Annotated in this window: 23 protein-coding genes and 1 rRNA gene; 8 read left to right on the top strand and 16 right to left on the bottom strand. The window is 58.8% G+C overall.

Annotated features, from left to right (window positions below):
* Positions 1-35: 35 nt before the first annotated feature.
* The 15 genes from H9646_RS05400 to H9646_RS05330 form a co-directional block, all read right to left on the bottom strand.
* Entirely contained in the window at positions 36-530 is a 495-nt protein-coding gene (locus H9646_RS05400; protein WP_191722334.1) for a putative toxin-antitoxin system toxin component, PIN family, read from the bottom strand.
* Positions 527-1,807: a THUMP domain-containing class I SAM-dependent RNA methyltransferase gene (locus H9646_RS05395; RefSeq protein ID WP_191722333.1), complete on the bottom strand. Its 1,281-nt coding sequence runs from the start codon at positions 1,805-1,807 to the stop codon at positions 527-529. Before H9646_RS05395 ends, H9646_RS05400 begins: the two co-directional genes overlap by 4 nt.
* A gap of 120 nt (positions 1,808-1,927) precedes the next feature.
* The gene (rbsD, locus tag H9646_RS05390; protein ID WP_191722332.1) at positions 1,928-2,326 is read right to left on the bottom strand and encodes a D-ribose pyranase; all 399 of its coding nucleotides are present in this window, start codon (positions 2,324-2,326) and stop codon (positions 1,928-1,930) included.
* A complete protein-coding gene (gene rbsK / locus H9646_RS05385) occupies positions 2,323-3,237 on the bottom strand; it encodes a ribokinase (protein ID WP_191722331.1) in 915 nt (304 codons plus the stop codon). Before rbsK ends, rbsD begins: the two co-directional genes overlap by 4 nt.
* 25 nt (positions 3,238-3,262) lie before the next feature.
* On the bottom strand, positions 3,263-4,252 hold the full coding sequence (locus tag H9646_RS05380) for an ABC transporter permease (protein ID WP_191722330.1): 990 nt from the start codon (positions 4,250-4,252) through the stop codon (positions 3,263-3,265).
* 20 nt (positions 4,253-4,272) lie between these two features.
* Entirely contained in the window at positions 4,273-5,844 is a 1,572-nt protein-coding gene (locus H9646_RS05375; RefSeq protein WP_191722329.1) for a sugar ABC transporter ATP-binding protein, read from the bottom strand.
* A gap of 11 nt (positions 5,845-5,855) precedes the next feature.
* The gene (locus H9646_RS05370; RefSeq protein WP_191722328.1) at positions 5,856-6,800 is read right to left on the bottom strand and encodes a sugar ABC transporter substrate-binding protein; all 945 of its coding nucleotides are present in this window, start codon (positions 6,798-6,800) and stop codon (positions 5,856-5,858) included.
* A 174-nt stretch (positions 6,801-6,974) separates the two neighbouring features.
* Complete coding sequence (locus H9646_RS05365) at positions 6,975-8,552, bottom strand: RNA polymerase factor sigma-54 (protein WP_191722327.1); 1,578 nt, start codon at positions 8,550-8,552, stop codon at positions 6,975-6,977.
* A 55-nt stretch (positions 8,553-8,607) separates the two neighbouring features.
* Positions 8,608-9,378 carry an LPS export ABC transporter ATP-binding protein gene (gene lptB, locus H9646_RS05360; RefSeq protein WP_191722326.1) on the bottom strand — a complete coding sequence of 257 codons (771 nt, stop codon included), beginning with the start codon at positions 9,376-9,378 and terminating at the stop codon, positions 8,608-8,610.
* Positions 9,378-10,019, bottom strand: coding sequence for a lipopolysaccharide transport periplasmic protein LptA (gene lptA, locus H9646_RS05355; RefSeq protein ID WP_191722325.1), 642 nt, complete (start codon positions 10,017-10,019; stop codon positions 9,378-9,380). The genes lptB and lptA overlap by 1 nt, the downstream gene beginning before the upstream one ends.
* 116 nt (positions 10,020-10,135) lie before the next feature.
* Positions 10,136-10,783 carry a thiol:disulfide interchange protein DsbA/DsbL gene (locus tag H9646_RS05350; RefSeq protein WP_191722324.1) on the bottom strand — a complete coding sequence of 216 codons (648 nt, stop codon included), beginning with the start codon at positions 10,781-10,783 and terminating at the stop codon, positions 10,136-10,138.
* A 55-nt stretch (positions 10,784-10,838) separates the two neighbouring features.
* On the bottom strand, positions 10,839-11,477 hold the full coding sequence (locus H9646_RS05345; RefSeq protein ID WP_191722323.1) for an SPOR domain-containing protein: 639 nt from the start codon (positions 11,475-11,477) through the stop codon (positions 10,839-10,841).
* 32 nt (positions 11,478-11,509) lie between these two features.
* On the bottom strand, positions 11,510-13,219 hold the full coding sequence (argS, locus tag H9646_RS05340) for an arginine--tRNA ligase (RefSeq protein ID WP_191722322.1): 1,710 nt from the start codon (positions 13,217-13,219) through the stop codon (positions 11,510-11,512).
* Between the two features lie 333 nt (positions 13,220-13,552).
* On the bottom strand, positions 13,553-13,999 hold the full coding sequence (locus H9646_RS05335) for a DUF2214 family protein (protein WP_191722321.1): 447 nt from the start codon (positions 13,997-13,999) through the stop codon (positions 13,553-13,555).
* Positions 13,996-14,928 (bottom strand): LysR family transcriptional regulator, encoded by a 933-nt coding sequence (locus tag H9646_RS05330; RefSeq protein WP_191722320.1) that lies wholly within the window; start codon positions 14,926-14,928, stop codon positions 13,996-13,998. The genes H9646_RS05335 and H9646_RS05330 overlap by 4 nt, the downstream gene beginning before the upstream one ends.
* Positions 14,929-15,170: 242 nt before the next feature.
* Between H9646_RS05330 and H9646_RS05325 the strand changes: the two genes are divergently transcribed.
* From H9646_RS05325 to H9646_RS05290, 8 genes are all read left to right on the top strand, one after another.
* The gene (locus H9646_RS05325; RefSeq protein ID WP_191722319.1) at positions 15,171-17,363 is read left to right on the top strand and encodes a malate synthase G; all 2,193 of its coding nucleotides are present in this window, start codon (positions 15,171-15,173) and stop codon (positions 17,361-17,363) included.
* Positions 17,364-17,532: 169 nt separating this feature from the next.
* Positions 17,533-18,204 (top strand): CsgG/HfaB family protein, encoded by a 672-nt coding sequence (locus H9646_RS05320; protein ID WP_191722318.1) that lies wholly within the window; start codon positions 17,533-17,535, stop codon positions 18,202-18,204.
* An 11-nt stretch (positions 18,205-18,215) separates the two neighbouring features.
* Positions 18,216-18,578 carry a DUF4810 domain-containing protein gene (locus H9646_RS05315; RefSeq protein ID WP_191722317.1) on the top strand — a complete coding sequence of 121 codons (363 nt, stop codon included), beginning with the start codon at positions 18,216-18,218 and terminating at the stop codon, positions 18,576-18,578.
* Complete coding sequence (locus H9646_RS05310) at positions 18,578-19,255, top strand: DUF799 domain-containing protein (protein WP_191722316.1); 678 nt, start codon at positions 18,578-18,580, stop codon at positions 19,253-19,255. Before H9646_RS05315 ends, H9646_RS05310 begins: the two co-directional genes overlap by 1 nt.
* A gap of 138 nt (positions 19,256-19,393) precedes the next feature.
* Positions 19,394-20,239 carry a ChaN family lipoprotein gene (locus H9646_RS05305; protein WP_191722315.1) on the top strand — a complete coding sequence of 282 codons (846 nt, stop codon included), beginning with the start codon at positions 19,394-19,396 and terminating at the stop codon, positions 20,237-20,239.
* Positions 20,240-20,341: 102 nt separating this feature from the next.
* Positions 20,342-20,554: a cysteine-rich CWC family protein gene (locus H9646_RS05300; protein WP_191722314.1), complete on the top strand. Its 213-nt coding sequence runs from the start codon at positions 20,342-20,344 to the stop codon at positions 20,552-20,554.
* A 54-nt stretch (positions 20,555-20,608) separates the two neighbouring features.
* Positions 20,609-22,072 (top strand): DHA2 family efflux MFS transporter permease subunit, encoded by a 1,464-nt coding sequence (locus H9646_RS05295; protein WP_191722313.1) that lies wholly within the window; start codon positions 20,609-20,611, stop codon positions 22,070-22,072.
* A 77-nt stretch (positions 22,073-22,149) separates the two neighbouring features.
* Positions 22,150-22,935 (top strand): class II glutamine amidotransferase, encoded by a 786-nt coding sequence (locus H9646_RS05290; RefSeq protein ID WP_191722312.1) that lies wholly within the window; start codon positions 22,150-22,152, stop codon positions 22,933-22,935.
* A gap of 186 nt (positions 22,936-23,121) precedes the next feature.
* On the opposite strand, the gene rrf is transcribed toward H9646_RS05290, so the two are convergent.
* Positions 23,122-23,234 (bottom strand): 5S ribosomal RNA (gene rrf / locus H9646_RS05285).
* Positions 23,235-23,416: the final 182 nt, after the last annotated feature.

The following is a 23,416-nucleotide window of genomic DNA, read 5'->3' as shown; positions in this document are numbered from 1 at the left end:
GCGCTTGATGTATCAACGCTGCAGCCTGCATCACCTCACGCCGCCAGTGCGTTTTCTGCAGGCTCCAGCAGCACTAGGTTGCCAATGGTGGCACCGTAGTTTTGTGCCACACGCTTGCGCTGTTTGAGCACAGCCCTGTCTTTGCTGACCAGCAGCGCCTGGTGCTGGCTGGCCAGGTCCAGAAAATGCTGGTCGTCGGGGTCGGTGCAGGTAAAACGAATTTTGGGCGCTGCCGCCACATATTCCACCGCCGCATCAAACGCCGCCATCACGCCTTCGGGCGTTTTGCCGTAGAACGACACACGCGGAGCAATCTGGCTGTAGTGCAGCACACGGCCCAGCTCAATGCGCTGGGCTTCGTCAGCAATCCAGCGCACCTGGCCCTGCGCAAGCAACTGGCGAATAGGTGGGATGTGCGGGTCGTCAAAAATCAGCATGTCCAGCACCACGTTGGTGTCCAGCACCATGGGGCGCGGCCACGGGCCTTCATAGCCCGCATTGCATGCAGGCCACTTCAACACGATTTTCATGCCGACTCGCTCTCGGCACCACCTTCAGACTTGCGTGGTTTGACCGCACCCTTGATCATTTCAAAGCAGAACAGGCGGCACTCGATCGGGCCGTTCCACATGGGTGTGCGGCGCGATTCTTTCAGGCGCATCTTGCCGGGCAGCTTCAGGTCGGGGGTCAGCATCCAGCCCGTCCAGCCGCTGTAGTTCTTCTTCCAGTGGCTGGCCAGCTGGCTGAAGAATTCGCCACCATCTTCGGTCTGCGCGGTCTCGCGGCCTGCACGCTCCATCACGCCCATGCGCTCTGCGGCGTTGCGCCCGGCAGAACCCGCTGCAGCAATACGCTCGCCATAGGGGGGGTTAAGCAGCATCATGCCGGGCTGCTCGCACGGGGGCATGCGCTGCAGTGCATCACCACCGCGCAGGCTGATGGTGTCTGCCACACCCGCACGCTCGGCGTTGCGCTGGGCAAAGTCCACCATGCGGTGCGAAATGTCCGAGCCAAAAATAGGCACAGGGCTTTCATCCAGAATCTGCGCTTCGGCCTCGTCCAGAATTTGCTCCCAGACATGGCGCTGAAAAGGCACCAGCTTTTCAAACGCAAAGCGGCGCAGGATGCCCGCAGGAATCTTGCGCGCAATCTGCGCAGCCTCAATCAGCACCGTGCCCGAGCCACAGCAGGGATCATACAGCGGCTGCGGGTTGGCGCCGTGCGGGTTCCAGCCGGTGGCGGCAATCATGGCGGCGGCCAGCGTTTCCTTCAAAGGCGCATCGCCCTTGTCTTCACGCCAGCCACGCTTGAACAGCGCCTCACCCGTGGTGTCCATGTACAGCGTGCAGCTGTCCGTGGTCAGGTGCATGTGCACGCGCACATCGGGGTGGTTGGTTTCCACGCTGGGACGCACGCCGTTGCGCTTGGCGCGAAAGCGGTCGGCAATCGCGTCTTTCACGCGCAGCGCGGCAAAGTTCAGGCTGGTCAGCGGGCTGTGCTGGGCCGTGGTTTCAATCTTGAAAGTCTCTTTAGGAGAAAACCAGATTTCCCACGCCACCTCACTGGCTGCGCGGTACAGGTCGTTCTCATTGCGGTACTCGGTGTACGACAGCTCCACCAGCACGCGCTGGGCCAGACGGCTGTGCAGGTTGAGCAGCATGGCATCGCGCCACATGCCGCGCACGCTGACACCGCCGCGGCCGGTGAGCACATCGCCGTTGCCCACGCCAGTGATGGCGCGGACTTCGTCGGCCAAGAAACCCTCGACGCCGGCGGCGCAGGGCAAAAACAGATGCAGTTGATTCATAGCAGGGGACCAAGCATACGCGAGTCACCCTGCCCTTGTACGGCTGTTGGTTGACACGCTTTGAAAGCAAAAAACGCAGCCTTGCGGGCTGCGTTTTGGTTTCGCTGTAAAAAATATAGCTTAAAAAGCAACGCCCGCCACCAACATCACGTTGGAAAACGGTGTGCATTCGCCCGTGCGGATGACCGCACGCGCTTGCGCATTGCGCTGTTTGAACACCTCGTGCGCCACCTGCTCAATCGGCAGCTCACGCCACTCCGGGGGCAGCCAGCCGGGCAGCTCGCCTTGGTTGGCAAAGAAGGTTTCTTTGGCCAGCACCATGCGCTCCACCTGCATTTCACTCTCCAGAGCCTCCAGCACCTGGGCCATGCTGGGCAAGCCGCGCATCAGCGCCAGATCAATGCAAGGTACACCCGCCGGTACTGGCAGGCCCGCATCACCCACCACCACCACATCGTTGTGCCCCAATTGCGCAATCAGGTGCGAGAGTGCGGCATTTAAAAGTTTGGTTTTTTTCATTGCTGTTCAACTTCCGTACGCTCAGGGATAGAGGGCTGCGCCCCTGCGCGGCCAATGCACAGGCTGGCAGCGCGGATGCCCCATTGCACCGCCTGAGCCAATGTGCTGCCCTCCCCCAGACGGGTGACCATGGTGCCAAGAAAGGTGTCGCCCGCAGAAGTCGTGTCCACCACCTCAACCTTGGGCGCAGGGTGAATGCTGTGACCTGCGGCATTGACTGCCACCGCACCCTGGCTGCCCATGGTGACCACCACCTGCCGGACACCTTGCTCTACGAAATACTGGGCAGCGCGCACAGCCGTAGCTGCATCCGTCACCGCCATGGCAGACAGCTCTGCGGCTTCGTGTTCATTGACCACCAGCGTGTCAATCCATGACCACCACTGGCTGGGCACAGCTTTGACCGGCGAAGGGTTGAGCACCACTTTGCAATGGCTGTGCCGGGCCATGGCCAGTGCACGATCCAGCACCTCCAGCGGAGTTTCAAACTGCACCACCAGATAGTCGGCCTGCGCCAGCACTTCGCTGAAGCTGGCAGGCAAGTCGGCCAGTGCATTGGCGCCGGCAATGACGGCAATCCGGTTGCTGCCATCGGCCTCCACCATCACAACGGCCGATCCTGTGGCAGCACCGTCATGCACGGCCACATTGGACACGTCAACACCATCGGCTGTCAGCGCATCACGCAGCACCTCGCCATGCGCATCACGGCCCACACAGCCCACCAGCGCCACTTGGGCACCATGGCGCGCACAAGCCACCGCCTGGTTGCCACCCTTGCCGCCGGGGATGTAGCTCAGGCCCTGGGCATGCACCGTTTCACCACGCTCAGGCATGCGCGCAAGGCGCAGCACCACATCCATATTCAAGCTGCCCAGCACCACAATGCGGGTCTTGGAAGATTGCGTCATCACCAAATCTCTCGTCTGCCCGGGATTAATGCTTGCGCTGACTGCGGCGCTGGCGAATGGTATCGACCACCACCGCCACCACAATCACGGCACCTGTAATGATGCGCTTGCTGGGTTCGCTGGCACCGATTTGTGCCAGCCCAGCTTCCAGCACCGCAATGATCAACACCCCAAAGAAGGTAGTGATCACGGAGCCACGCCCGCCCATCAAACTGGTGCCGCCAATCACGACCGCTGCAATCACTTGCAGCTCCATGCCAGAGCCCGCATTCGGGTCGGCCGCTTCCAGTCGCGCCGATTGCATCAGACCTGCCAATGCGGCCAAAAAGCCCATGGCTGCAAACACGGCAATGCGCACGGGTCTGGGGTCGACACCAGCCAAACGCATGGCCTCTTCATTGGTGCCAATGCCAACGACGTAGCGGCCAAACACGGTACGGCTGAGCACCAGCTGGCCAATGATCACCACGCAGATGGCGATAAAAAATGAGGCCGACAGCCCACCCAGCCACGGAGCGGCCAAGCCGCCCATGGCGTCACCCACGTACTGGGTGCGTGAATCTGTCACCAGATAAGCACCACCGCGCACCGCCTCCAGCATGCCCAACGAGACGATGAAGCTGGGCAGTTGCCATGCCACAGAGATACCCCCGGTGATCGCACCACAGACCACACCCACCATCAGGCCCAGCGCTGCAGCCCCCCAGACTCCCCACTCCCATTGCAGCATGGCTGCGGCCGCAGCCGCCGCGCTCAGCGCCAGCACAGAGCCCACCGACAGATCAATGCCCGCAATGATCAAGATAAAAGTCATGCCCACGGCCATCACAGCCAGCGCAGGGATTTCGTTGGCAATGGACAGCAGCGTGTCCTGGGTGAGAAAGTAGTCCGACATGGAGCTGAACAGCGCCACCATGGCGATCAGCACCACAAGCAAACCGAGGTAGGTGCCAATTTCCTGGCGCCATGGGCTACGCGCTGCAGCCGGGGTGGAGATAGAAGTAGAGGAAGACATTGGGTGAGGTAAGTATTGTTTTAGGCGGCAGCCGTTACGGGCACTTGTGCAGTGACGTCACCAAACGCCGCGGCGAGCAAGGCTTGCTGGCTCCACGCTCCGCGCTCAAAGGTAGCCACAATGCGGCCCTGGTACATGACGGCAATGCGGTCGCACAGCTCCATGAGCTCCCGCAGGTCACTGGAGACCACCATCACTGCTTTGCCCTGGTGGGTCATGGTGTTGATCTCGGCGTACAGATCAGCGCGAGCACCCACATCGACACCACGCGTGGGCTCGTCCAGCAAGACCACGGGGCAGTCCCGGTGCAGCCAGCGCGCAAAGATCACCTTTTGCTGGTTGCCGCCGCTCAAGGTGCCCACCGGCTGTTCCGCATTGACCGCGCGCACACGCAAGCGCTGCACCATCTGCTTGGCCAGTTGTGCTTCGCGTGAGCGATTGAGCCAGCCGCCACCGGAAACCGAGCCCAGATGGCTCAGCGAGGTATTCACGCGAATCGACTGGGGCAACAGCAAGCCCTGTGCTTTGCGGTCCTCGGTAATCAGGCCAATACCTGCGCGCACCGCCTGCATGGGGCTGCGCCAGTTGGGAGTGACTGTTTGGGGCTGTTGATCGGGGTGCTGACCAGTCAGCTCAATACTTCCGGTATCGGCTTTGTCAGCACCGTACAGCAGCCGCATCAGCTCTGTACGGCCCGCGCCCACCAAGCCAGCCACACCCAGCACTTCGCCCGCGTGCAGCTCCAGACTCACATCCTTGACCACATCACCGCGTGACATGTTCTCTGCGCGCATCAGCACAGGGCCGGCCTTGCGCCGGGGTTTGTCGTCCAGCGTTTCCACATGGCGGCCCACCATGCGCTGCACCAAGGTAGCTTCCGACAGGCCTTGCATGGGAAGGACATCCACCAGACGACCATCGCGCAGCACGGCAGCGCGCTCGGCCACGCGCTGCAGCTCTTCCAGACGGTGCGAGACGTAAATCAGCGCCACGCCCTGTGCCTTCATCAGATCAATTTGCTTGAACAGATGCTCAATTTCATTGGCCGTCAGCATGGCTGTGGGCTCATCCAGCACCAGCACACGGTTGCCATCGCGCAGATTGCGGGCGATTTCCACCATCTGCTGCATGCCAATGCCCAGCTCGGACACCTGGGTGCGCGGATCAATGTGATTGAGCCCCATTTTGGCCAGTTGCTCGCGCGCCAGCTCGTTCAAGCGACGGTGATCAACCACGCCCCAGCGGTGCGGCAATCGATCCAGCAGCAAGTTCTCAGCCACACTGAGCGTATTCACCAACCCCAGCTCCTGCAGCACCATGCGCACACCTTGCCGCTCCGCATCGGCGCGCGAGGCGGGAGCAAAAGGCTGGCCCATCAAGGTCATCTGCCCACGAGTTGCAGTGACCAGGCCGCACATGATCTTGGAGCAGGTGCTTTTTCCTGCCCCGTTTTCACCGGTCAGCGCCAGCACTTCACCCGCACGCAGGTCAAGACTCACACCATCCAGCACCGTGCTGCTGCCGTAGTCTTTGCCAATGCCTTCCAGGCGCATGACCACGCTGCCACGGTCTGCAGGAGTTGGGAATGCCATGAAAGCCGCCCTTACTTGGTGACCAGCACCACGTCGGTTTTCACCTCAACGGGAAGCTGTGCCTGCGGCGTTTTATCTTTGATGGCCTTCAACGCCACATCAATCCCAAACGCGGCCTGTTTGGCTGCAAACTGGTCTGCCGTGGCCAGCACGCGGCCATCCTTGAGCATGGGTTTAATGGCCTGGATGTTGTCGTAACCGACAACCAGCACCTTGCCCGTCTTGCCTGCCGCACGCACCGCAGCCACAGCGCCCAGGGCCATGGAGTCATTACCCGCCAGCAAGGCCTTCAGGTCTGGGTTCTCTCGCATCATGCCAGCCGCAACAGTGTTGCCATTGGCAATTTCCCAATTACCGGACTGCACGCCCACGATGCTCATCTTGGCAGCATCCATGGCATCTTTAAAGCCTGCAGTGCGCTGCTGTGCGTTGGTGGTGGTAGAGACGCCTTCAATGATGCCGACCTTGTCACCCGCCTTCAGCTCCTTGGCCAGACGCTCGCCCACCAGCTTGGCACCCAGGCGGTTGTCAGGCCCCACAAAAGGAATGTTCAGGTTCTTTTCCTTCAGGGCTTCAGGGTCCAGGCGGTTGTCAATATTCACAACAATCACGCCCTTGTCCACTGCATTTTTCAGCACTGGCACCAGCGCCTTGGAGTCAGCAGGCGCAATCACGATGGCCTGCGCCTTTTGCGCCACCATTTGCTCAACCATCTTGATCTGCGCGGCGGTATCGGTTTCGTTCTTGATACCGTTGCTCACCAGCACATAATTTTTATGTTCTTTGTTGTGCGCCTTGGCACCGTCTTCCATGGTGCGGAAAAACTCATTGGCCAGCGACTTCATGACCAGCGCCACCTTGGGCTTTTCTTCGGCATGGGCCACAGGCGCAATAGCGCCCAAAGCGGCCAAAGTGGCGGCCCCAATGGCCAAAAGGGTGTGACGACGTTGCTGCATGGTGGTTCTCCGAGCGCGCTGCGCGCTCAACTGGTTAACACAAGCTGGGAAAACAAAAGCGCCGCCCACAGGCAGCGCATTTTGATTCAACTCGCGCGATTCTATCGAGCGCTAGCAAGCTTAGCTAAACAGTAAGCACAAACCAACACAGGCGCAACGGGATGCTCTCCCGGCTTACAGCGCTTTGCGCAAATTTGCTGGCGCAATCTTCAGCGCCTCGCGGTATTTGGCCACCGTGCGGCGTGCGCACTCAATGCCCTGCTCCTTGAGCATCTCGGCAATCTGGCTGTCAGACAGCGGTTTTTTGGTGCTCTCCGCCGACACGAACTGCTTGATCAACGCCCGCACCGCCGTACTGGAGGCGTTGCCCCCCGTTTCCGTGCCCAGACCCGAGCCAAAGAAATACTTCAGCTCATACGTGCCATGAGGGGTGGACATGTATTTGGCCGTGGTCACGCGGCTGATGGTCGATTCATGCAGCCCCAGCTCATCGGCAATGTCCCGCAGCACCAAGGGGCGCATGGCCAGCTCGCCATGCACAAAGAAGTTCTTCTGCCTATCCACAATCGCTTTGGACACCCGCAAGATGGTGTCAAAACGCTGCTGCACATTCTTGATAAACCAGCGCGCCTCCTGCAGACGCTGCTGCAGCCCAGCATGCCCCTCGCTGCCCTTATGGCTGCGCAGTGCACCGGCATAGATGTCATGCACACGCAGGCGGGGCATGACATCGGGGTTGAGTTGAACACTGAACTGAGCCATGCCATCAGCCCCGCGGCGCGCGGCTTTCTTGACGATGACATCAGGCACCACCACATTGCGCTCCACATTCACAAAGCGACGCCCAGGCTTAGGTTCTAGCCGTGCAATTGCCCCCAGCGCAGCGCGCACCTTGGCTTCAGGCAGACCGCAGGCCTGCATGAGTTTGCGAACATCGCGCCGAGCCAGCAGCTCCAAGGGCTGCGCGCACAGCTGCAGCGCTATATCGATCAGGTCGGTGTCACCACCTTGGTGGCGCAGGTGCTGAAGCTGCAGGCGCAGGCACTCTGACAATCCACGCGCGCCCACGCCCACTGGTTCCAGGGATTGCAACAAACCCAGAGCAACGGTAAAGCGGTGCACCAGTTCTTCTAACTGCTCCAGATCCGAGGGGCCTGCCAGACCCAGGGCCAGCTCTTCCAGTGAATCTTCAAGATACCCATCGTCGTTAAGGTTTTCAATCAGAAAACGCAGCGCGTACCGATCCAGCTCGGACAACCGCAGGGACAGCGACTGCTGGAGCAGAAAGTCTGTCAAAGACTCATGGGTGCCTGCCAGCTCCAACGCGGTGGGCGCATCGTCATCATCGCGGGTGCCGCGAGGCAGGGCATCGCCACCCCACTCGCTGTCATCGAACGCCATGTCCACACTGCCATCGCCTTCCCAATCGTTAGGAAGATCATTTTCAGAGGCGGAGGCATCTTGCTCTTTTTGTCCATCAGCGCCTGCTGCGCCTGCACTATCCGATATGGAGTACTGCGCCTCATCTGCCGCATGTGCATCGTATTCAGGTGCTGCATCAACGCTGGGTACACCAAATTCTTCAGAAGGGGCCTCCTCATTGGCCACCTCAAGAAAGGGATTCTCGTCGAGCATTTGCTCGACTTCTTGGGAAAGCTCCAGCGTAGATAGCTGCAAGAGGCGGATGGACTGCTGCAGTTGTGGCGTCAGCGCTAAATGCTGTGAGACCCGCAGTGACAAACCTGGCTTCAACGCTGTACCCCCTCTTTCGACCCTTGTTGTTTTTCCTGAAAACTGCCGTAGAGGGCTACATCCTGAAGTGTTCGCCGAGGTAGACCCGTCTGACATCCGGGTTCTCGACGATTTCCTGTGGCGTTCCCTGCGCCAGTACTGTGCCATCACTGATGATGAAAGCGTGGTCACAGATACCCAGTGTTTCACGCACGTTGTGATCGGTAATCAGCACACCGATGCCGCGTTCCTTCAAAAAACCAATGATGCGTTGAATTTCAATGACGGCGATCGGATCGATGCCGGCAAAAGGCTCGTCGAGCAAGATGAAGCGCGGGTTAGTGGCCAAAGCGCGGGCGATCTCCACGCGGCGGCGTTCCCCCCCAGACAGCGCCAACGAAGGCGATTTGCGCAGATGGTCCACGCGCAGCTCTTGCAGCAAGGACGTCAGCTGTTTTTCAATCTCATCTCTGGACAAAGACTGGCCCGCATCATTTTTTTGCAGCTCCAGCACCGCGCGCACGTTGTCTTCCACATTCAATTTGCGAAAGATGGAAGCTTCTTGCGGCAGGTACGACAAGCCCAGGCGCGAGCGCTGGTGAATTGGCATGCTGCCCACGGAATGACCATCGATGAATACATCCCCACCATCGCTGCGCACCAGGCCCACGATCATGTAAAACGAAGTGGTCTTGCCTGCACCATTGGGGCCGAGCAAACCCACCACTTCACCTTTTTGCACAGTCATTGACACATCTTTCACCACCTTGCGGCTGCCATACGACTTGGCCAGGTGGCGGGCTTCCAGCTTGCTGGAGGCCACAGTGTCCGGGGTGTTCTCAGCCATTACTTGCCTTGTAGATTCAAATTACCAGAAGGCTGCAAGGGCTGTGCAGGCACGGGGGCAGAAGGGCTCGCACTGGGCGCTGCCTTGGGTGCCAGGATGGCACGCACACGGCCGCCAGAACCGGCTGGTGCTGACGACGGCTCGTTGGTGCGCTTTTCGCCATCCACAGTGAACACATCAGTCAGATTGTTATAGGTAATGACGCTGCCCATGATGTCATCACTGAGCTTACCGCCCGTATAACGGCGCAACTGGCCACGGCGAATCAGCTTCACATCATCGGTCTTGCCGTTGTACTCAATGATTTCGCCTTCACCCTCGACCACTTCATCGGGGGCACCGGGCGCCGTATCGCGCTTTTGACGAAAGTAAGCGCGCTTGCCCGCTTCAGCCTTCACCACCCCATGCTGATAGCCCTGCGCATCCTGGCGCACATCCAGCTGCGCACCGCGCAACACAATGGTCCCCTTGGTCATGACCACATTGCCGGTGAATACGCTGGTCTGCGTCAATTCATCGTGGCGCAGTGCGTCCGACTCAATGTTCATGGGCTTGTCGCGATCCGCACGCTCAGCATGCGCTACGCCTGCAGCCCCCGCAAGGGCCGTCAACAAGAGGCAGGTGATGAATTTTGATGTCATGGGCAGGGCACGTTTCTTGCAGCACATTGTAGTCACGCATCCTCGTTTTCCATTAAAAAGCCCGCACAAGGCGGGCTGTCGATGTAGCAAAGAGCCGGAAAAACCGGCCCTGACCATTACGCCTTGGCGCTTTGTGCCACCAGATACTCCACCACACGCAGCACGTTGGGCATGCTGCCCGCACGAGGACCGTCGGTGTAGTAGCGGCCAGCCACACCCATGGAAGGCACGCCCTCCACGTCGTAGGCCTGCTGCAGCTGCGTGGCCTTGCGCACCTGGCTGGACACGTTAAAGGAGTTGTAGACCTCCTTGAACTTGTTCACATCCACGCCTTGCTTGCCCACCCAGTTGAAAATATCTTCATCTTTTGCCAGCTTATTGCGCTCCACATGGATGGCGTGGAACACCTTCACGTGCATGGCGTCAAAGTTATCCATGGACTGCAGCGCGAAATACAGCTTTTGCTGCGGCACAAAACTGGCATTGAACGCCACAGGCACGCGACGCACCACAACGTTCGCTGGTGCTTTTTGCTTCCAGGCCGCAAACGTCGGTTCAAACACATTGCAATGGGGGCAGCTGTACCAGAAAAACTCCACCACTTCGATCTTGCCAGCAGGCGCATCGACAGGCGCTGGCTTGGACAAGCGCAGGTATTCCTTACCCTCTTGAGGCGCAGCTTGCTGCGCCAGTGCGGAGTTGGCTCCAAAAGCCATGGAAGTAGCAGCAGTAGCTGCAGCCAAAGAGAACTGGCGGCGTTGCATCAAAAAGGCTCCTTAAGGAAATATGGGAAGTCAGAGCTTAGAAAACTCAAAAAGTTCACTGCTGCACACGCACCAGTGCGGAGTCAACGCCTGCACCATCGAGCTTTTGCTTGAGCTGCTCAGCATCACCGCGCTTGGTGAAAGGCCCCACGCGCACGCGAAACACTGGGCGGCCGTTTTGCTCACGCTCGCTGATACGCGCTTCCCAGCCAAGCATGGCCAATTTGGCACGCTGGGCATCTGCATCGGCCTGTGTGCGAAATGCACCTGCTTGCACAAAGTAACTAAAGCCATCCGCAGCAGCAGGGGCTGCGCTGGCAGCTTTAGCTTCTGCGGCGACCTTTGCTTCTGACGCTTTGACCTGCGCCTTCGCCAAATCTCCCAGCGGATCTGCTGATGCCGCAGGCGGCTGTGCCACGGGGTCAATGACCGGTGCTGCGGTGGTAGCGCCCGGCTCTGTCGCCGGTGCTGGCGGCGCGTTGCGCGAAGGAGTGCTACCGTACAGTGGCGAATTCGGGTCCCAGTTACGGTTACGCTCGCTCTCGCTGGCCTCGGTATTGCGCTGGTCACCCTTATTGAGGAAAGGTACAGGCACCTTGGTGACGTACACCGCCACGCCCAGCGCAATGCCTAACCCCAAAATCAGGCCGATGATGAGACCGAGGATCGTTCCACCTCGCTGCTGCTTAACCATAAAACCGCCTGTCACGTTACTTGTAGTATTTCTCACATGCGCTCAGGTGCGCTCACACCCAGCACAGCCAAGCCATTGTGCAGCACCTGCGCCGTAGCAGCGACCAGTGCCAGACGGGCCAGTTTGACTGACTCGTCGTCCACCAGAATACGCTCTGCGTCGTAGTAGCTGTGGTAGGCGGAAGCCAAATCACGCAGGTAGAAAGTGACGTCATGCGGTGCGTTGCCATTGGCAGCTGCCGTCAGCATTTCGGGGTACTTGGCCAGCAGCAGCATCAAGGCCTGAGCCTGTGAGCCCTGCAGCGCAGACAAATCCACGCCTTGCAAAGCGGCCAGACCAGCGCCACCGCTTTCCTGCCAGCTACGCAGTACCGACTGGATGCGGGCATGCGCGTACTGCACATAGAACACCGGGTTGTCATTGTTCTGCGCCACGGCCAGGTCCACATCAAAGGTGTACTCTGTATCGGGCTTGCGGCTCAGCAGGAAAAAGCGCACGGCATCCTTGCTCGTCCACTCAATCAGGTCACGCAGCGTCACATACGAACCCGCACGTTTACTGATTTTGACCTCTTCGCCCCCTTTGACCACGCGCACCATGGTGTGCAGTACATAGTCAGGGTAGCCCTTTGGAATTCCCACATTGACGGCCTGCAGCCCCGCGCGTACGCGGGCAATGGTGCCATGGTGGTCGGTCCCCTGAATGTTTACGGCCTTGCCGTAGCCACGCAGGAACTTTTGCGTGTGATAGGCCACATCAGGCAGGAAGTAGGTGTAGGTGCCATCGGACTTGCGCATCACGCGATCCTTGTCATCCCCAAAATCGGTGGTGCGCAGCCACAGCGCGCCATCCAGCTCATAGGTGTGCCCGCTGGCGATCAGGCGCTGGACGGTTTCGTCCACATGGCCGTTTTCGTACAGACTGGACTCAAGATAATACTCATCAAACTTCAGGTTGAAGGCCAGCAAGTCCTTGTCCTGCTCGTTGCGCAGGTAGGCAACCGCAAAGTTACGGATGTTGTCGTAATCCTCAACATCACCATTGGCGGTGAACGCGCGGTCATCGGCCTTCACGGTTTCCTTGTTCAGGAACGCCTGGGCAATATCAGCGATGTAGTCGCCGTTGTAGAAATTCTTGGCCAGCGGATTTTCGCTGTCGGTGGGCCAGCAGTCGTCGCCTGGCTTGAAGCCCTTGGCACGCAATTGCGTGCTCTTGGTCAGCGTGTCGATCTGTACGCCCGCGTCGTTGTAGTAGTACTCGCGGTGCACCTTCCAGCCTTGGGTGGTGTACAGGTTGCTGATGGCATCGCCAATCGCCGCCTGACGGCCATGGCCCACGTGCAGCGGCCCGGTGGGGTTGGCAGAAACGAACTCCACAACGATCTTCTCACCACGGGCCGTCTGGTGACCAAATTGGTCCGCCTGCCCCAGCACTTCACGCACAACTTCCTGCTTGGCTGCAGGTTTGAGACGAATGTTCAAAAAGCCGGGGCCCGCGATCTCGATCGCATCCACCCATTTCTGAAAATCCGGGGTGGCCTCCAGCGCGGCCTTGAGCTGTTCACCCAAAGCACGGGGGTTGGCCTTCAGGGGCTTGGCCAGTTGCATGGCTGCCGTACAGGCGAGGTCGCCATGGGCTGCCACCTTGGGGTTTTCAAACGCAGCGCGCGCACCAGCGCCGGGCGACAATTTTTCGAGCTCAGCAGCCAGGGCCGCGAGCAAATCCTGTTTGACGGAAAGCATCGGGCGATTTTACGTGCCACATCGCTTTGTCCAGATAGACCGGCCAAGCAATGCCATGGGCGTTGTCGCGCCAGTGCTGCAGTCAGTGTGCCTGCACAGTCAAAAATTTATATAGAAAACACTTCTGGTGCTTATTTTTGTTAGATAGCGCGCTATTGTTTTTAAAAAAACAATTTACCCTAATTCTGGTCTATGCCCACACACCAGCTGCACGATCGCATCCCCATCAACGCCAGGGGAAGGATAGCGACCGCGCTTATTCATATCTAAACCTGGTGAAGGCCAGCCCCTCTGCCGGCTTGTGCACAGCTGATACAAGAGCCGACTTGGCGCTCACATGCCCCGCGCCCAATACACAGCAACCACGGCAATGACCGGAATGATGTGCGCCTGCACCATGATCCACTGACGTGCTGACTTGATGGCGGCCTCAGCAGGCAGCGCACCCGTGGCATTGAGGGTTTTGAGCCAACGACGAATCGTGAACGTGGGCCGCAGCGATATCAGCGCAGTGATAAAGAACAGCGTCATCTTGACGTGAAACAGCGGCTGCGAGACATACCACGTCAAACCCTTGGCACCCCAGACAATGCGCGCAATCCCAGTGAGCAGCAGCACCAGCGCCGTGATGCCATAAATCATGTCCAGCCTGGCCAGGCGGCGCACCACCGCCTCATTCATCCACTCGGAGCGGCACAAGGCGGCCTCGCTCGACAGGAAAACCACCAGGGTCAAAATAGCCACTATGTGCAGGCTGGCCAGAAATGCTTCGAGAGTCATCGTGCGACACCTTTGCTCCAAAACTCGGGGCGTTCATACTGCCCCTTGAGATAGTCCATCCACAAACGCAGGCGCAATGTCATGTGCTTGCGCTGTGGAAACACCAAGTAAATACCGTTGGGTGGCGCAGCAAAGTCAGCCAAAACCTCCACCAAACGACCTGCGGCAATTTCAGCCTCCACTTCCCACGTGCTGCGCCATGCAATACCCCAGCCACCGAGGCACCAATCATGCAGCACCTGCCCATCTGAACAATCAAGTGGCCCCGCAGGTTTGAAGTGCACCACCTCTGTGCCGCCATCGCGGCTGGGTAGGCGAAAGGCCCAGCCCCGGGTCTGTGATGCATCGCTGGACAGCGTCAGGCAGCGGTGCTGTGCCAGCTCAGACGGGTGTTTGGGCATGCCATGGCTTTGCAAATACGCGGGCGTGGCCACACACAGACGCCGGTTATCAGCCATGCGCACGCTGATCAGCGATGAATCGGGTAAATCTCCCACGCGCACCGCGCAGTCATATCCTTCACCCGCCAGGTCCACCACACGGTCGCTCAGGTTCAGCGAGATGGTCACATCCGGGTGCAAATCATGAAACAACGGCACTAGCGATGCCACATGACGGCGACCAAAGCCAGCAGGAGCAGTCAGACGCAAATGCCCCGTCGCCTTGATGCCACCGGCCGAAACACTCGCTTCGGCATTCGATACATCGGCCAGCAAGCGCTGGCAGTCTTCCAGAAAGGCACTGCCTTCGTGTGTCAGGCTGATGCGCCGCGTGGTGCGTACCATGAGCTTGACACCCAGATGAGCTTCCAGCGCATCCAGACGGCGGCCCATGATCGCCGGGGCCACACCTTCTGCCTTGGCGGCGGCCGTCAAACTGCCGCGGGTGGCAACAGAGACAAAGGATTCGAAAGCTTTGAGTTTGTCCATAGTCCCAAAGATTTATGCATCGAATTAAATGCTGGCACTTACTGCACAAGCGTCAGCAGCTATTTTTTATGTAGCACGGCATCGTTGCGCATCGATGACAGTGTTGCCCACTTTTGCGTAAAAGTCATCAGTTTAGAGCTTTTTGCGCGATTTATTAACCCTTAGCTTTGCAATACAGTGGTGTGCGAGGCTGCATCACTTTGAGATGCCACGATTTTTCAATGATCCAAGGGGACCACACCATGACCGCACGCACCCAAGTCCATGGACTGCAAGTTGCCAACGAGCTGCATACCTTCATCAACGAACAGGTTCTGCCCGGCACGGGCGTTGACACTGCCACGTTCTGGAAGGGCTTTGATGCACTCGTGGCCGATCTGGCCCCCAAGAATGCCGCCCTGCTGGCCGAGCGTGACCGCCTGCAGACCGAACTGGACACCTGGCACAAAGCCAACCCCGGCCCCATCACCAACATGGCGGGTTACCAGCAGTTTCTGACGCAAATTGGCTACCTGGTCGAGCAACCCAAGGACGCCAAGGCCACCACCGAAAACGTCGACGCCGAGCTGGCCACCATGGCCGGCCCTCAGCTGGTAGTGCCAATTTTGAATGCCCGCTACGCATTGAACGCAGCGAACGCCCGTTGGGGCTCTTTGTATGACGCGCTGTACGGCACCGATGCCATCAGCGAAGACGGCGGCGCTGAAAAGGGCAAGGGCTACAACCCCGTGCGCGGCGCCAAAGTGATTGAGTTTGCGCGCAACTTCCTGGATCAGGCTGCGCCACTGGCTACAGGCTCGCACAAGGATTCCACTGGCTACAAGGTCGACGGTGGCAAACTGGTAGTCACTCTGAAAGATGGCAGCGCAACTGGGCTGAAAGAGGCTGACAAGTTCATCGGTTACCAGGGCGATGCCACGGCTCCCACCTCGGTACTGCTCAAGAACCACGGCTTGCACATCGACATCATCGTCAACCCCGCAACCCCCATTGGCCAGTCCGATGCCGCTGGCGTAGCCGATGTGGTGGTGGAAGCCGCCGTGTCCACCATTCTGGATCTGGAAGACTCTGTTGCCGCGGTGGATGCCGAAGACAAGGTGCTGGGCTACAGCAACTGGCTGGGCATTTTGAAGGGCACGCTGACCGAATCGTTCGAAAAGGGCGGAAAAACACTGACCCGTGGCCTGAACGGTGACCGCAGCTACACAGGCGCCGATGGCCAGAGCGTCAAGCTGCATGGCCGCTCGCTGATGTTCCTGCGCAATGTGGGCCATCTGATGACCAACCCCGCTGTTCTGTGGGGCGAGCAACGCAAAGAAATCCCCGAAGGCATTCTGGATGCCATGGTCACCACCACCATCGCTATCCACGACCTCAAAGGTCTGGGTGCCAACGGCATCAAGAACAGCTGCACTGGCAGCGTCTACATCGTCAAGCCCAAGATGCACGGCCCTGTCGAGGTCGCATTTGCCAACGAACTGTTTGGCCGTGTTGAACAGGTGCTGGGCCTGAAAGAAAACACCGTCAAGCTAGGCATCATGGACGAAGAGCGCCGCACCTCCGTCAACCTGAAGGCCGCCATTGCCGCCGCCCCTGCGCGCGTGGCGTTCATCAACACCGGTTTCCTGGACCGTACCGGCGACGAGATGCATACCGCCATGCAAGCTGGCCCCATGGTGCGAAAGGGCGACATGAAGACCAGCGCCTGGCTGCAAGCCTACGAAAAGAGCAACGTCTTGGTCGGCCTGACCATGGGCCTGCGCGGCCGCGCCCAGATCGGCAAGGGCATGTGGGCCATGCCCGACCTGATGAAGGCCATGCTGGAGCAAAAAATTACCCACCCCAAGGCCGGAGCCAATACAGCCTGGGTACCCTCACCTACAGGCGCCACGCTGCACGCACTGCACTACCACCAAGTCAATGTGGCCGATGTGCAAAAGGAGTTGGAAAAAACCAATGCAGACACCGAGCGCGCCAACATCCTGGCGGATCTGCTGCAGATTCCCGTTGCCAAAGACCCCAAGTGGACCGACGCCGAAAAACAGCAAGAGCTGGACAATAACGTGCAAGGCATTCTGGGCTACGTGGTGCGCTGGGTGGACGCTGGCGTGGGCTGCTCCAAAGTGCCGGACATTCACAACGTAGGCCTGATGGAAGACCGTGCCACGCTGCGTATCTCCAGCCAGCACATTGCCAACTGGCTGCTTCACAGCATCGTCACCGAACAGCAGGTACGCGACACTTTCGCCCGCATGGCCAAGGTGGTGGACGGCCAGAACGCCGGCGATGCCAGCTACAAGAGTCTGGCCGCCAACCCCAACGGTGCAGCCATGCAGGCCGCACTGGATCTGGTGTTCAAAGGCAAAGAGCAGCCTTCCGGCTACACCGAGCCACTGCTGCACGCATGGCGCTTGAAAGTAAAGGCCGGCGCTTAACCCAAACCAAGCTGCTGACGCCAGCCGTACATGTGCCAGCAGCAGGCCTGACCTACAACAAAAGACACCTCCGGGTGTCTTTTTTTATTGAGAACTACTTTCATTTGCAAGTTGCACGAGGGATTTGTGGTTACAGTTTCAAGCTCTGTCTCAACGCCACTGACCTCCCATGCGCCTGCTTGTTTCTGCCTCCGCCCTGGCGATTTCCGCCCCCCTGTTGCTGTCTGGCTGTGCCACGGAAAGCTCCCAATCGCTGAGCGTTGCGCAAACACAAGCGGCCACACGCAGCTACCAAGGCCCCCGTACACCCATCGCGGTGGGAAAGTTTGACAACCGTTCCAGCTATTTGCGCGGTGCGTTCTCTGATGGTGTCGACCGTCTGGGCAGCCAGGCCAAAACCATTTTGATGGGCCACCTGCAGCAAACCAATCGCTTCACCGTTCTGGACCGCGACAACATGGCTGAAATCAAGCAAGAAGCCACCATCCAGGGCACCGCACAGCAACTCAAAGGTGCCGACTACGTTGTCACCGGCGATGTGACAGAGTTTGGCCGCAAAGAAACCGGAGACAGGCAACTGTTTGGTGTGTTGGGCCGTGGCAAGACACAAACTGCCTATGCCAAGGTGACGCTGAACATCGTCAACATTCGTACTTCGGAAGTCGTGCGTTCGGTGCAAGGTGCTGGTGAGTACCAGCTGTCCAACCGAGAAATTGTGGGCTTTGGCGGCACTGCCAGCTACGACTCCACCCTCAACGGCAAGGTCTTGGATCTGGCCATCCGCGAAGCGGTTGATCGACTGGGCGAAGCCGTAGACGCTGGCGCACTCGGCAATCGTTAAAGAGCGCATCCATGTCTTCTCTTTTGATGCGCTCCTGCGTAGCGCTGGGTCTGGTCAGTGCGCTGGCTGCATGTGCTAGCGCACCTTCCACGCTGTACAGCTGGAATGGCTACAGCGATCACGTCTATAGCTACCTGAAAAGCGAAGCATCGCCCGAAGAGCAGGTACTGGCCCTGGAAAAAGGTGCCCAGGAAGCCAGCGCCAAAGGCCGTGCCCTGCCTCCTGGGTATTACGCGCACTTGGGACTGATGTACTTGAACTCTGGTCGGACCGACCAAGCACTCAGCGCCTGGTCGCAGGAAAAGGCCCACTTTCCGGAGTCCACGCCCTACATCGACTACCTCATCAACAACATGAAGAAGAACAAAAGCTGATGGCACGCCTTTCCCTCCCCTTAGCGCTGCGCTGGTTTTTGCTGGGCATCACTGCGGCCTGGCTGACAGGCTGTGCCACCACCACTGCACCTGGCAAAGACTATTCTGCCTTCCGTGCTGCCAAACCCCAGTCCATCTTGGTACTGCCTCCGTTAAACGATTCCCCGGACGTGCAGGCCACCGCCAGCGTGCTATCGCACACCACACTGCCCCTGGCAGAAGCCGGCTACTACGTAATGCCAGTGACGCTGGTGACCGAAACTTTCCGCCAAAACGGCCTGGAAATTGCGAGCGACATCCATGAGGTGGCGCCTGCCAAACTGCATGAAATCTTTGGTGCGGACACTGCGCTGTACATCAAGGTCGACAAATATGGCGTCAGCTACCAAGTCATCAACAGTGTCGCGGTCGTCAGTGTTGAGGCGCGGCTGGTTGATCTGCGTACTGGAACCAAGCTGTGGACCGGCCAAGCCTACGCGTCGAGCGACGAAGGTGGCAACAACTCTGGCGGTGGCCTGGTCGGTATGCTGGTCACAGCCTTGATCAAGCAAATCGTCAACTCCGTCTCTGACGTCTCGCACCCTGTGGCAGGCGTTGCCACCAACCGGCTCCTGGCGGTCGGCGGACGCGATGGCTTGCTCTACGGCCCACGCTCTCCGAAATACCTCAAGAACTAAACACTCTTCGGGCTTTTCCATCAGGCGCCTTCGGGTGCCTTTTTCATGCGTGGTTCTGGTGCCCCCCGCACTGCTATGACGGTCTCATCCCATGTAAAGCAGATGGTTTTCTCCACGCCTGATCTAGCATAGCGACCCATGCGCATCTCTTTCCTCCTTCGTAGCCTGCTTGTCACAGGCCTAGCCAGCTTCACGCTGGGCTGCACCAACCTGCCATCTAACTCTGAGATCAGTGCCGACCAATGGCCCAGCGTGCTGCACCGCGTGACGCCACCCCAAGTCCTGCTTTTGGGTGAGCAACACGATGCGCCCGAGCACCAGCAGTGGCAACACGCCACCGCGCAAAACCTGATTGCCCGCCAGCAACTGGCCGCCGTCGTGCTGGAAATGGCAGACCAAGGCCAAGACACCGACAAGCTGCCACGCACAGCCACAGAACAAGAGGTACAGACAGCACTTCAATGGAACGACAAAGGCTGGCCTTGGCAAGCCTATGGCCCGGCGATCATGACCGCTGTACGCGCAGGTATTCCCGTCTTTGGCGGCAACCTGCCACGCGCAAACATGCGCCAGGTCATGCAGGACAGCGCTTGGGACAGTCACTTGCCCCCCGCAGCCTGGGAGCAACAACGCCAAGCCATTCGCAGCGGTCATTGCGATTTGTTACCCGAGAACCAAATCACACCCATGGCACGCATTCAATTGGCCAAAGATGCACGCATGGCCCAAACCATTGCGCCGCAAGTGCAGGCGGGGAAAACCGTGCTCTTGATTGCAGGGCGGGGGCACGTATTGCGCAGCATGGGCATTCCCACCTGGCTGCCAGCAGACATTTCACGCCTGATCGCCATTGGCCAAGCGGGTGGCAAGGCCCAAGCTGATCGCGCTGAGAGTGATTACGTGGTGCGCACACCCGCACTGGCAGACAAAGACCACTGCGCTGATTTGCGTGCTCAATGGGGCCAGTCACCACCAAACAAATAGCCTGTCACGCTAAGCTGGAAAGCGTTAAAAGCACTTTTCATCTAAATTTTTGCTCGCTGTGTGGCGCACTCCATTGGCGGAGTGCCCCTTACACTGCGTGCCATGTCTGCCGAGATCAACACTTCTGTTTGCCCGCTGTGCGGTCAAGCTAACCAATGCGCCGTAGCCGCAGGCTTGCCCGCGCAAGACTGCTGGTGCATGCAAACCCGCATCGCGCCACAGGTTCTGGAGCGTATTCCAGCCGCACAACGCCGCCAGTCGTGCGTATGCCCGGCCTGTGGCCAAGGCCTGTCTCCCACAGGCACGCCAAGCTGAATCCAGGCGCGTAGGCTGCAGGCCTCTTGTATTCACTTATTCGCCGAACTATCTATGTCCTTGTTCGCACCATCGCCTTCCAACGTCCTCAAAGACCGTTACGGCGAACGCTATCGCTGGCTGCTGTTGATGGCTGTGATGGTGGGTACGATCGCCTCCATCATTCCCTCCACCAGTGTGAATGTGGCAATTCCTGCCATGAGTGCGTACTTTGGTTTGGGGCAAGAGCGTGCGCAATGGATCACCTCGGCCTTCATGGTGGCCTCCACCGTCGCCATGCTGGTCACGCCCTGGCTGCTTGCACGGTTCGGCTATCGCGCCACCTATGCCGGCGCAATCAGTTTGCTGATCGTCGGCGGTATCGCTGGCGGTGTGGCCCAGCAGTTTGAGGTGCTGCTGTTTTCGCGTGTGGCCGAGGGCATTGCCGCTGGCCTCATTCAGCCTATTCCGGCCGTGATCATCCTGCACGCCTTTTTGACACATGAACAAGGGCGGGCTGGTGGCGTATTTGGCATGGGCGTGGTACTGGCCCCCGCGCTTGCGCCAGCGCTAGGCGGTTTGCTGGTGGACTGGATGGGCTGGCGCAGCACCTTTTTCATGGTGGTTCCGCCTTGCTTGCTGTCGCTGTGGCTGGCATGGAAATATGTGCCCTCCTCAGCCCCCGGTGGCAACACCAGCGGCCAAGACAGCGGCAAGCTTGATATGTGGGGCCTGGCGCTGGTCAGTGCAGGCTCTCTCAGTTTGCTCAACGCACTGGTCGCTTTTCATCACAGCCACAGTCAGGCTGGCGTGTTGCTGGCCGTTGCCGTCGTGTCTTTGACAGGCTTCGTGGCATGGCAAAAACATTTGTTGCGTACAAACCGAAAACCGCTGATGGATTTACGCCTCTTTAGCTATCGCCCCTTTGTCATGGGTTGCATAGTGGCCTTCATCTACGGCACGGCCATGTTTGGCTCCACCTATTTACTGCCCGTCTTCATGCAAATGGGGCTGGGGCTTTCTGCCAGCTACGCCGGCAACTTGCTGCTGCCTGCGGGCATTGTGCTGGCCATCACCATTCCGTTGGTGGGGCGCATGGCAGACACCCAGCCCACGCACTGGCTGGTGAGCATTGGCATGTTGCTGCTGGCCGCTTCGTTTGCGTTGATGCTGTGGACAGGCCAGGACATGGCCCTGTGGGTACTTGCGGCATTCATCATCGTAGGTCGAATCGGACTGGGTTTCATCTTGCCCAGCCTGAATCTGGGCGCCATGCGGCCACTGAATAAATCACTCATCGCCCAAGGCTCCAGCACCATCAGCTTTATCCGGATGCTCGGTGGAGCCGTAGGTGTAGGCCTGTGCGGCATCGTGCTGGAGTGGCGCTTGGCAGTGCAAGCGGCCAACCCTGCCATCACGCAGTCACAAGGCCGCATCACGGCATTCCATGAAAGCTTTGTCATGCTCACCTTGCTGTGTTTAGTGGCCTTCGTCGCTGCCACGCAGCTGCGTTCACCGCCCCGTAAATCTGCTGCTTAAACCGCAGCATTGCACACAAGCAACACAAGGCGCGTTAGGCTATATCCCTTTGATTGCTTGAGACGGAATCCGCGCCCATGTGCCAGCTTTTAGGAATGAACTGCAACACCCCCACTGATGTACGCTTCAGCTTCAGTGGGTTTGCACAACGCGCGGGCAATACCGGGGATCACACTGACGGCTGGGGCATCGCATTCTTTGAAGACAAGGGACTGCGTCTCTTTGTCGACCACGAACGTGCGGTGGACTCCCCAGTCGCTCAACTGATTCGCCAATACCCCATCAAAAGCAAACACGTCATCGCCCACATTCGCAAAGCCACCCAGGGTGTGGTCAGTCTGCAAAACTGCCACCCGTTTGTGCGTGAGCTATGGGGCCGCAACTGGGTTTTTGCCCACAACGGTGACCTGAAACACTTCGCCCCCAAGCTGCACACGCACTTTCAGCCCATTGGCTCCACCGACAGTGAATTGGCCTTTTGCTGGATCATGCAAGAACTGTCGAAATCGCACGCCGGAGTGCCCAGCATTGAAGAGCTGACGATCACCTTGCAAGAGCTGGCTAGGCGCATCGCTCCACACGGCACCTTCAATTTTCTACTCTCCAACGGCGAGGCACTGTGGGCGCACGCTACCACCCAGCTATTCTTTACCGAGCGCTGCCACCCCTTTGCAGCAGCCCATCTGGCCGATGAAGACTTGAGTGTGGATTTTTCCAGCGAAACCACGCCCGAGGACAAAGTCGCCGTGATTGTCACCGCACCTTTAACCAAGAACGAATGCTGGACGGCGTTCGAGCAAGGCATCGTCAATGTCTTTGTCGATGGCCGCTTGTACTTGGGGCAGCATCAAGCGAACAAATAAAAAAGGAGCGCTCTACGCGCCCCTGTATTTAGTTTTAGATAGATAACTATCTGAACTTCAATAAGAGCGCACGCAGTGCGCTCTTATTTTTTGTGATTTTGCTTTTGAGCACTAAGTACGCTTTCCCTCACCGCTAAAACAAAAACCCCTGCCTCTTGCCAAGGTCAGGGGTTTGTCACGGTAAGGGCCTGACGATGACCTGCTTTCACACGGGAGTCCGCACTATCATCGGCGCAAAGTCGTTTCACGGTCCTGTTCGGGATGGGAAGGCGTGGGACCAACTTGCTATGGTCATCAGGCATAACTGTCTGCCAAGCAGCAACACTTCGGTGCTGCCCAGCTAAAAATTGTGCTTTTACTAAAAACAAAACCCCCTGCCTCTTTCAAGGTCAGGGGGTGTTGCAGCTGTAAGAGCCTAGCGATGACCTACTTTCACACGGGAACCCGCACTATCATCGGCGCAAAGTCGTTTCACTGTCCT

This window comes from Comamonas avium, assembly GCF_014836675.1.
Classification (GTDB): domain Bacteria; phylum Pseudomonadota; class Gammaproteobacteria; order Burkholderiales; family Burkholderiaceae_C; genus Comamonas; species Comamonas avium.
Note: the sequence above shows the minus strand (reverse complement) of the source record. Positions and strands in the feature narration are given on the sequence as shown.

Coding starts and splice junctions, on each gene's coding strand:
- H9646_RS05400 (WP_191722334.1), bottom strand. CDS start 530: ATGAAAATCGTGTTGAAGTGGCCTGCATGCAATGCGGGCTATGAAGGC.
- H9646_RS05395 (WP_191722333.1), bottom strand. CDS start 1,807: ATGAATCAACTGCATCTGTTTTTGCCCTGCGCCGCCGGCGTCGAGGGT.
- rbsD (WP_191722332.1), bottom strand. CDS start 2,326: ATGAAAAAAACCAAACTTTTAAATGCCGCACTCTCGCACCTGATTGCG.
- rbsK (WP_191722331.1), bottom strand. CDS start 3,237: ATGACGCAATCTTCCAAGACCCGCATTGTGGTGCTGGGCAGCTTGAAT.
- H9646_RS05380 (WP_191722330.1), bottom strand. CDS start 4,252: ATGTCTTCCTCTACTTCTATCTCCACCCCGGCTGCAGCGCGTAGCCCA.
- H9646_RS05375 (WP_191722329.1), bottom strand. CDS start 5,844: ATGGCATTCCCAACTCCTGCAGACCGTGGCAGCGTGGTCATGCGCCTG.
- H9646_RS05370 (WP_191722328.1), bottom strand. CDS start 6,800: ATGCAGCAACGTCGTCACACCCTTTTGGCCATTGGGGCCGCCACTTTG.
- lptB (WP_191722326.1), bottom strand. CDS start 9,378: ATGGCTGAGAACACCCCGGACACTGTGGCCTCCAGCAAGCTGGAAGCC.
- lptA (WP_191722325.1), bottom strand. CDS start 10,019: ATGACATCAAAATTCATCACCTGCCTCTTGTTGACGGCCCTTGCGGGG.
- H9646_RS05350 (WP_191722324.1), bottom strand. CDS start 10,783: ATGCAACGCCGCCAGTTCTCTTTGGCTGCAGCTACTGCTGCTACTTCC.
- H9646_RS05345 (WP_191722323.1), bottom strand. CDS start 11,477: ATGGTTAAGCAGCAGCGAGGTGGAACGATCCTCGGTCTCATCATCGGC.
- argS (WP_191722322.1), bottom strand. CDS start 13,219: ATGCTTTCCGTCAAACAGGATTTGCTCGCGGCCCTGGCTGCTGAGCTC.
- H9646_RS05335 (WP_191722321.1), bottom strand. CDS start 13,999: ATGACTCTCGAAGCATTTCTGGCCAGCCTGCACATAGTGGCTATTTTG.
- H9646_RS05330 (WP_191722320.1), bottom strand. CDS start 14,928: ATGGACAAACTCAAAGCTTTCGAATCCTTTGTCTCTGTTGCCACCCGC.
- H9646_RS05325 (WP_191722319.1), top strand. CDS start 15,171: ATGACCGCACGCACCCAAGTCCATGGACTGCAAGTTGCCAACGAGCTG.
- H9646_RS05320 (WP_191722318.1), top strand. CDS start 17,533: ATGCGCCTGCTTGTTTCTGCCTCCGCCCTGGCGATTTCCGCCCCCCTG.
- H9646_RS05315 (WP_191722317.1), top strand. CDS start 18,216: ATGTCTTCTCTTTTGATGCGCTCCTGCGTAGCGCTGGGTCTGGTCAGT.
- H9646_RS05310 (WP_191722316.1), top strand. CDS start 18,578: ATGGCACGCCTTTCCCTCCCCTTAGCGCTGCGCTGGTTTTTGCTGGGC.
- H9646_RS05305 (WP_191722315.1), top strand. CDS start 19,394: ATGCGCATCTCTTTCCTCCTTCGTAGCCTGCTTGTCACAGGCCTAGCC.
- H9646_RS05300 (WP_191722314.1), top strand. CDS start 20,342: ATGTCTGCCGAGATCAACACTTCTGTTTGCCCGCTGTGCGGTCAAGCT.
- H9646_RS05295 (WP_191722313.1), top strand. CDS start 20,609: ATGTCCTTGTTCGCACCATCGCCTTCCAACGTCCTCAAAGACCGTTAC.
- H9646_RS05290 (WP_191722312.1), top strand. CDS start 22,150: ATGTGCCAGCTTTTAGGAATGAACTGCAACACCCCCACTGATGTACGC.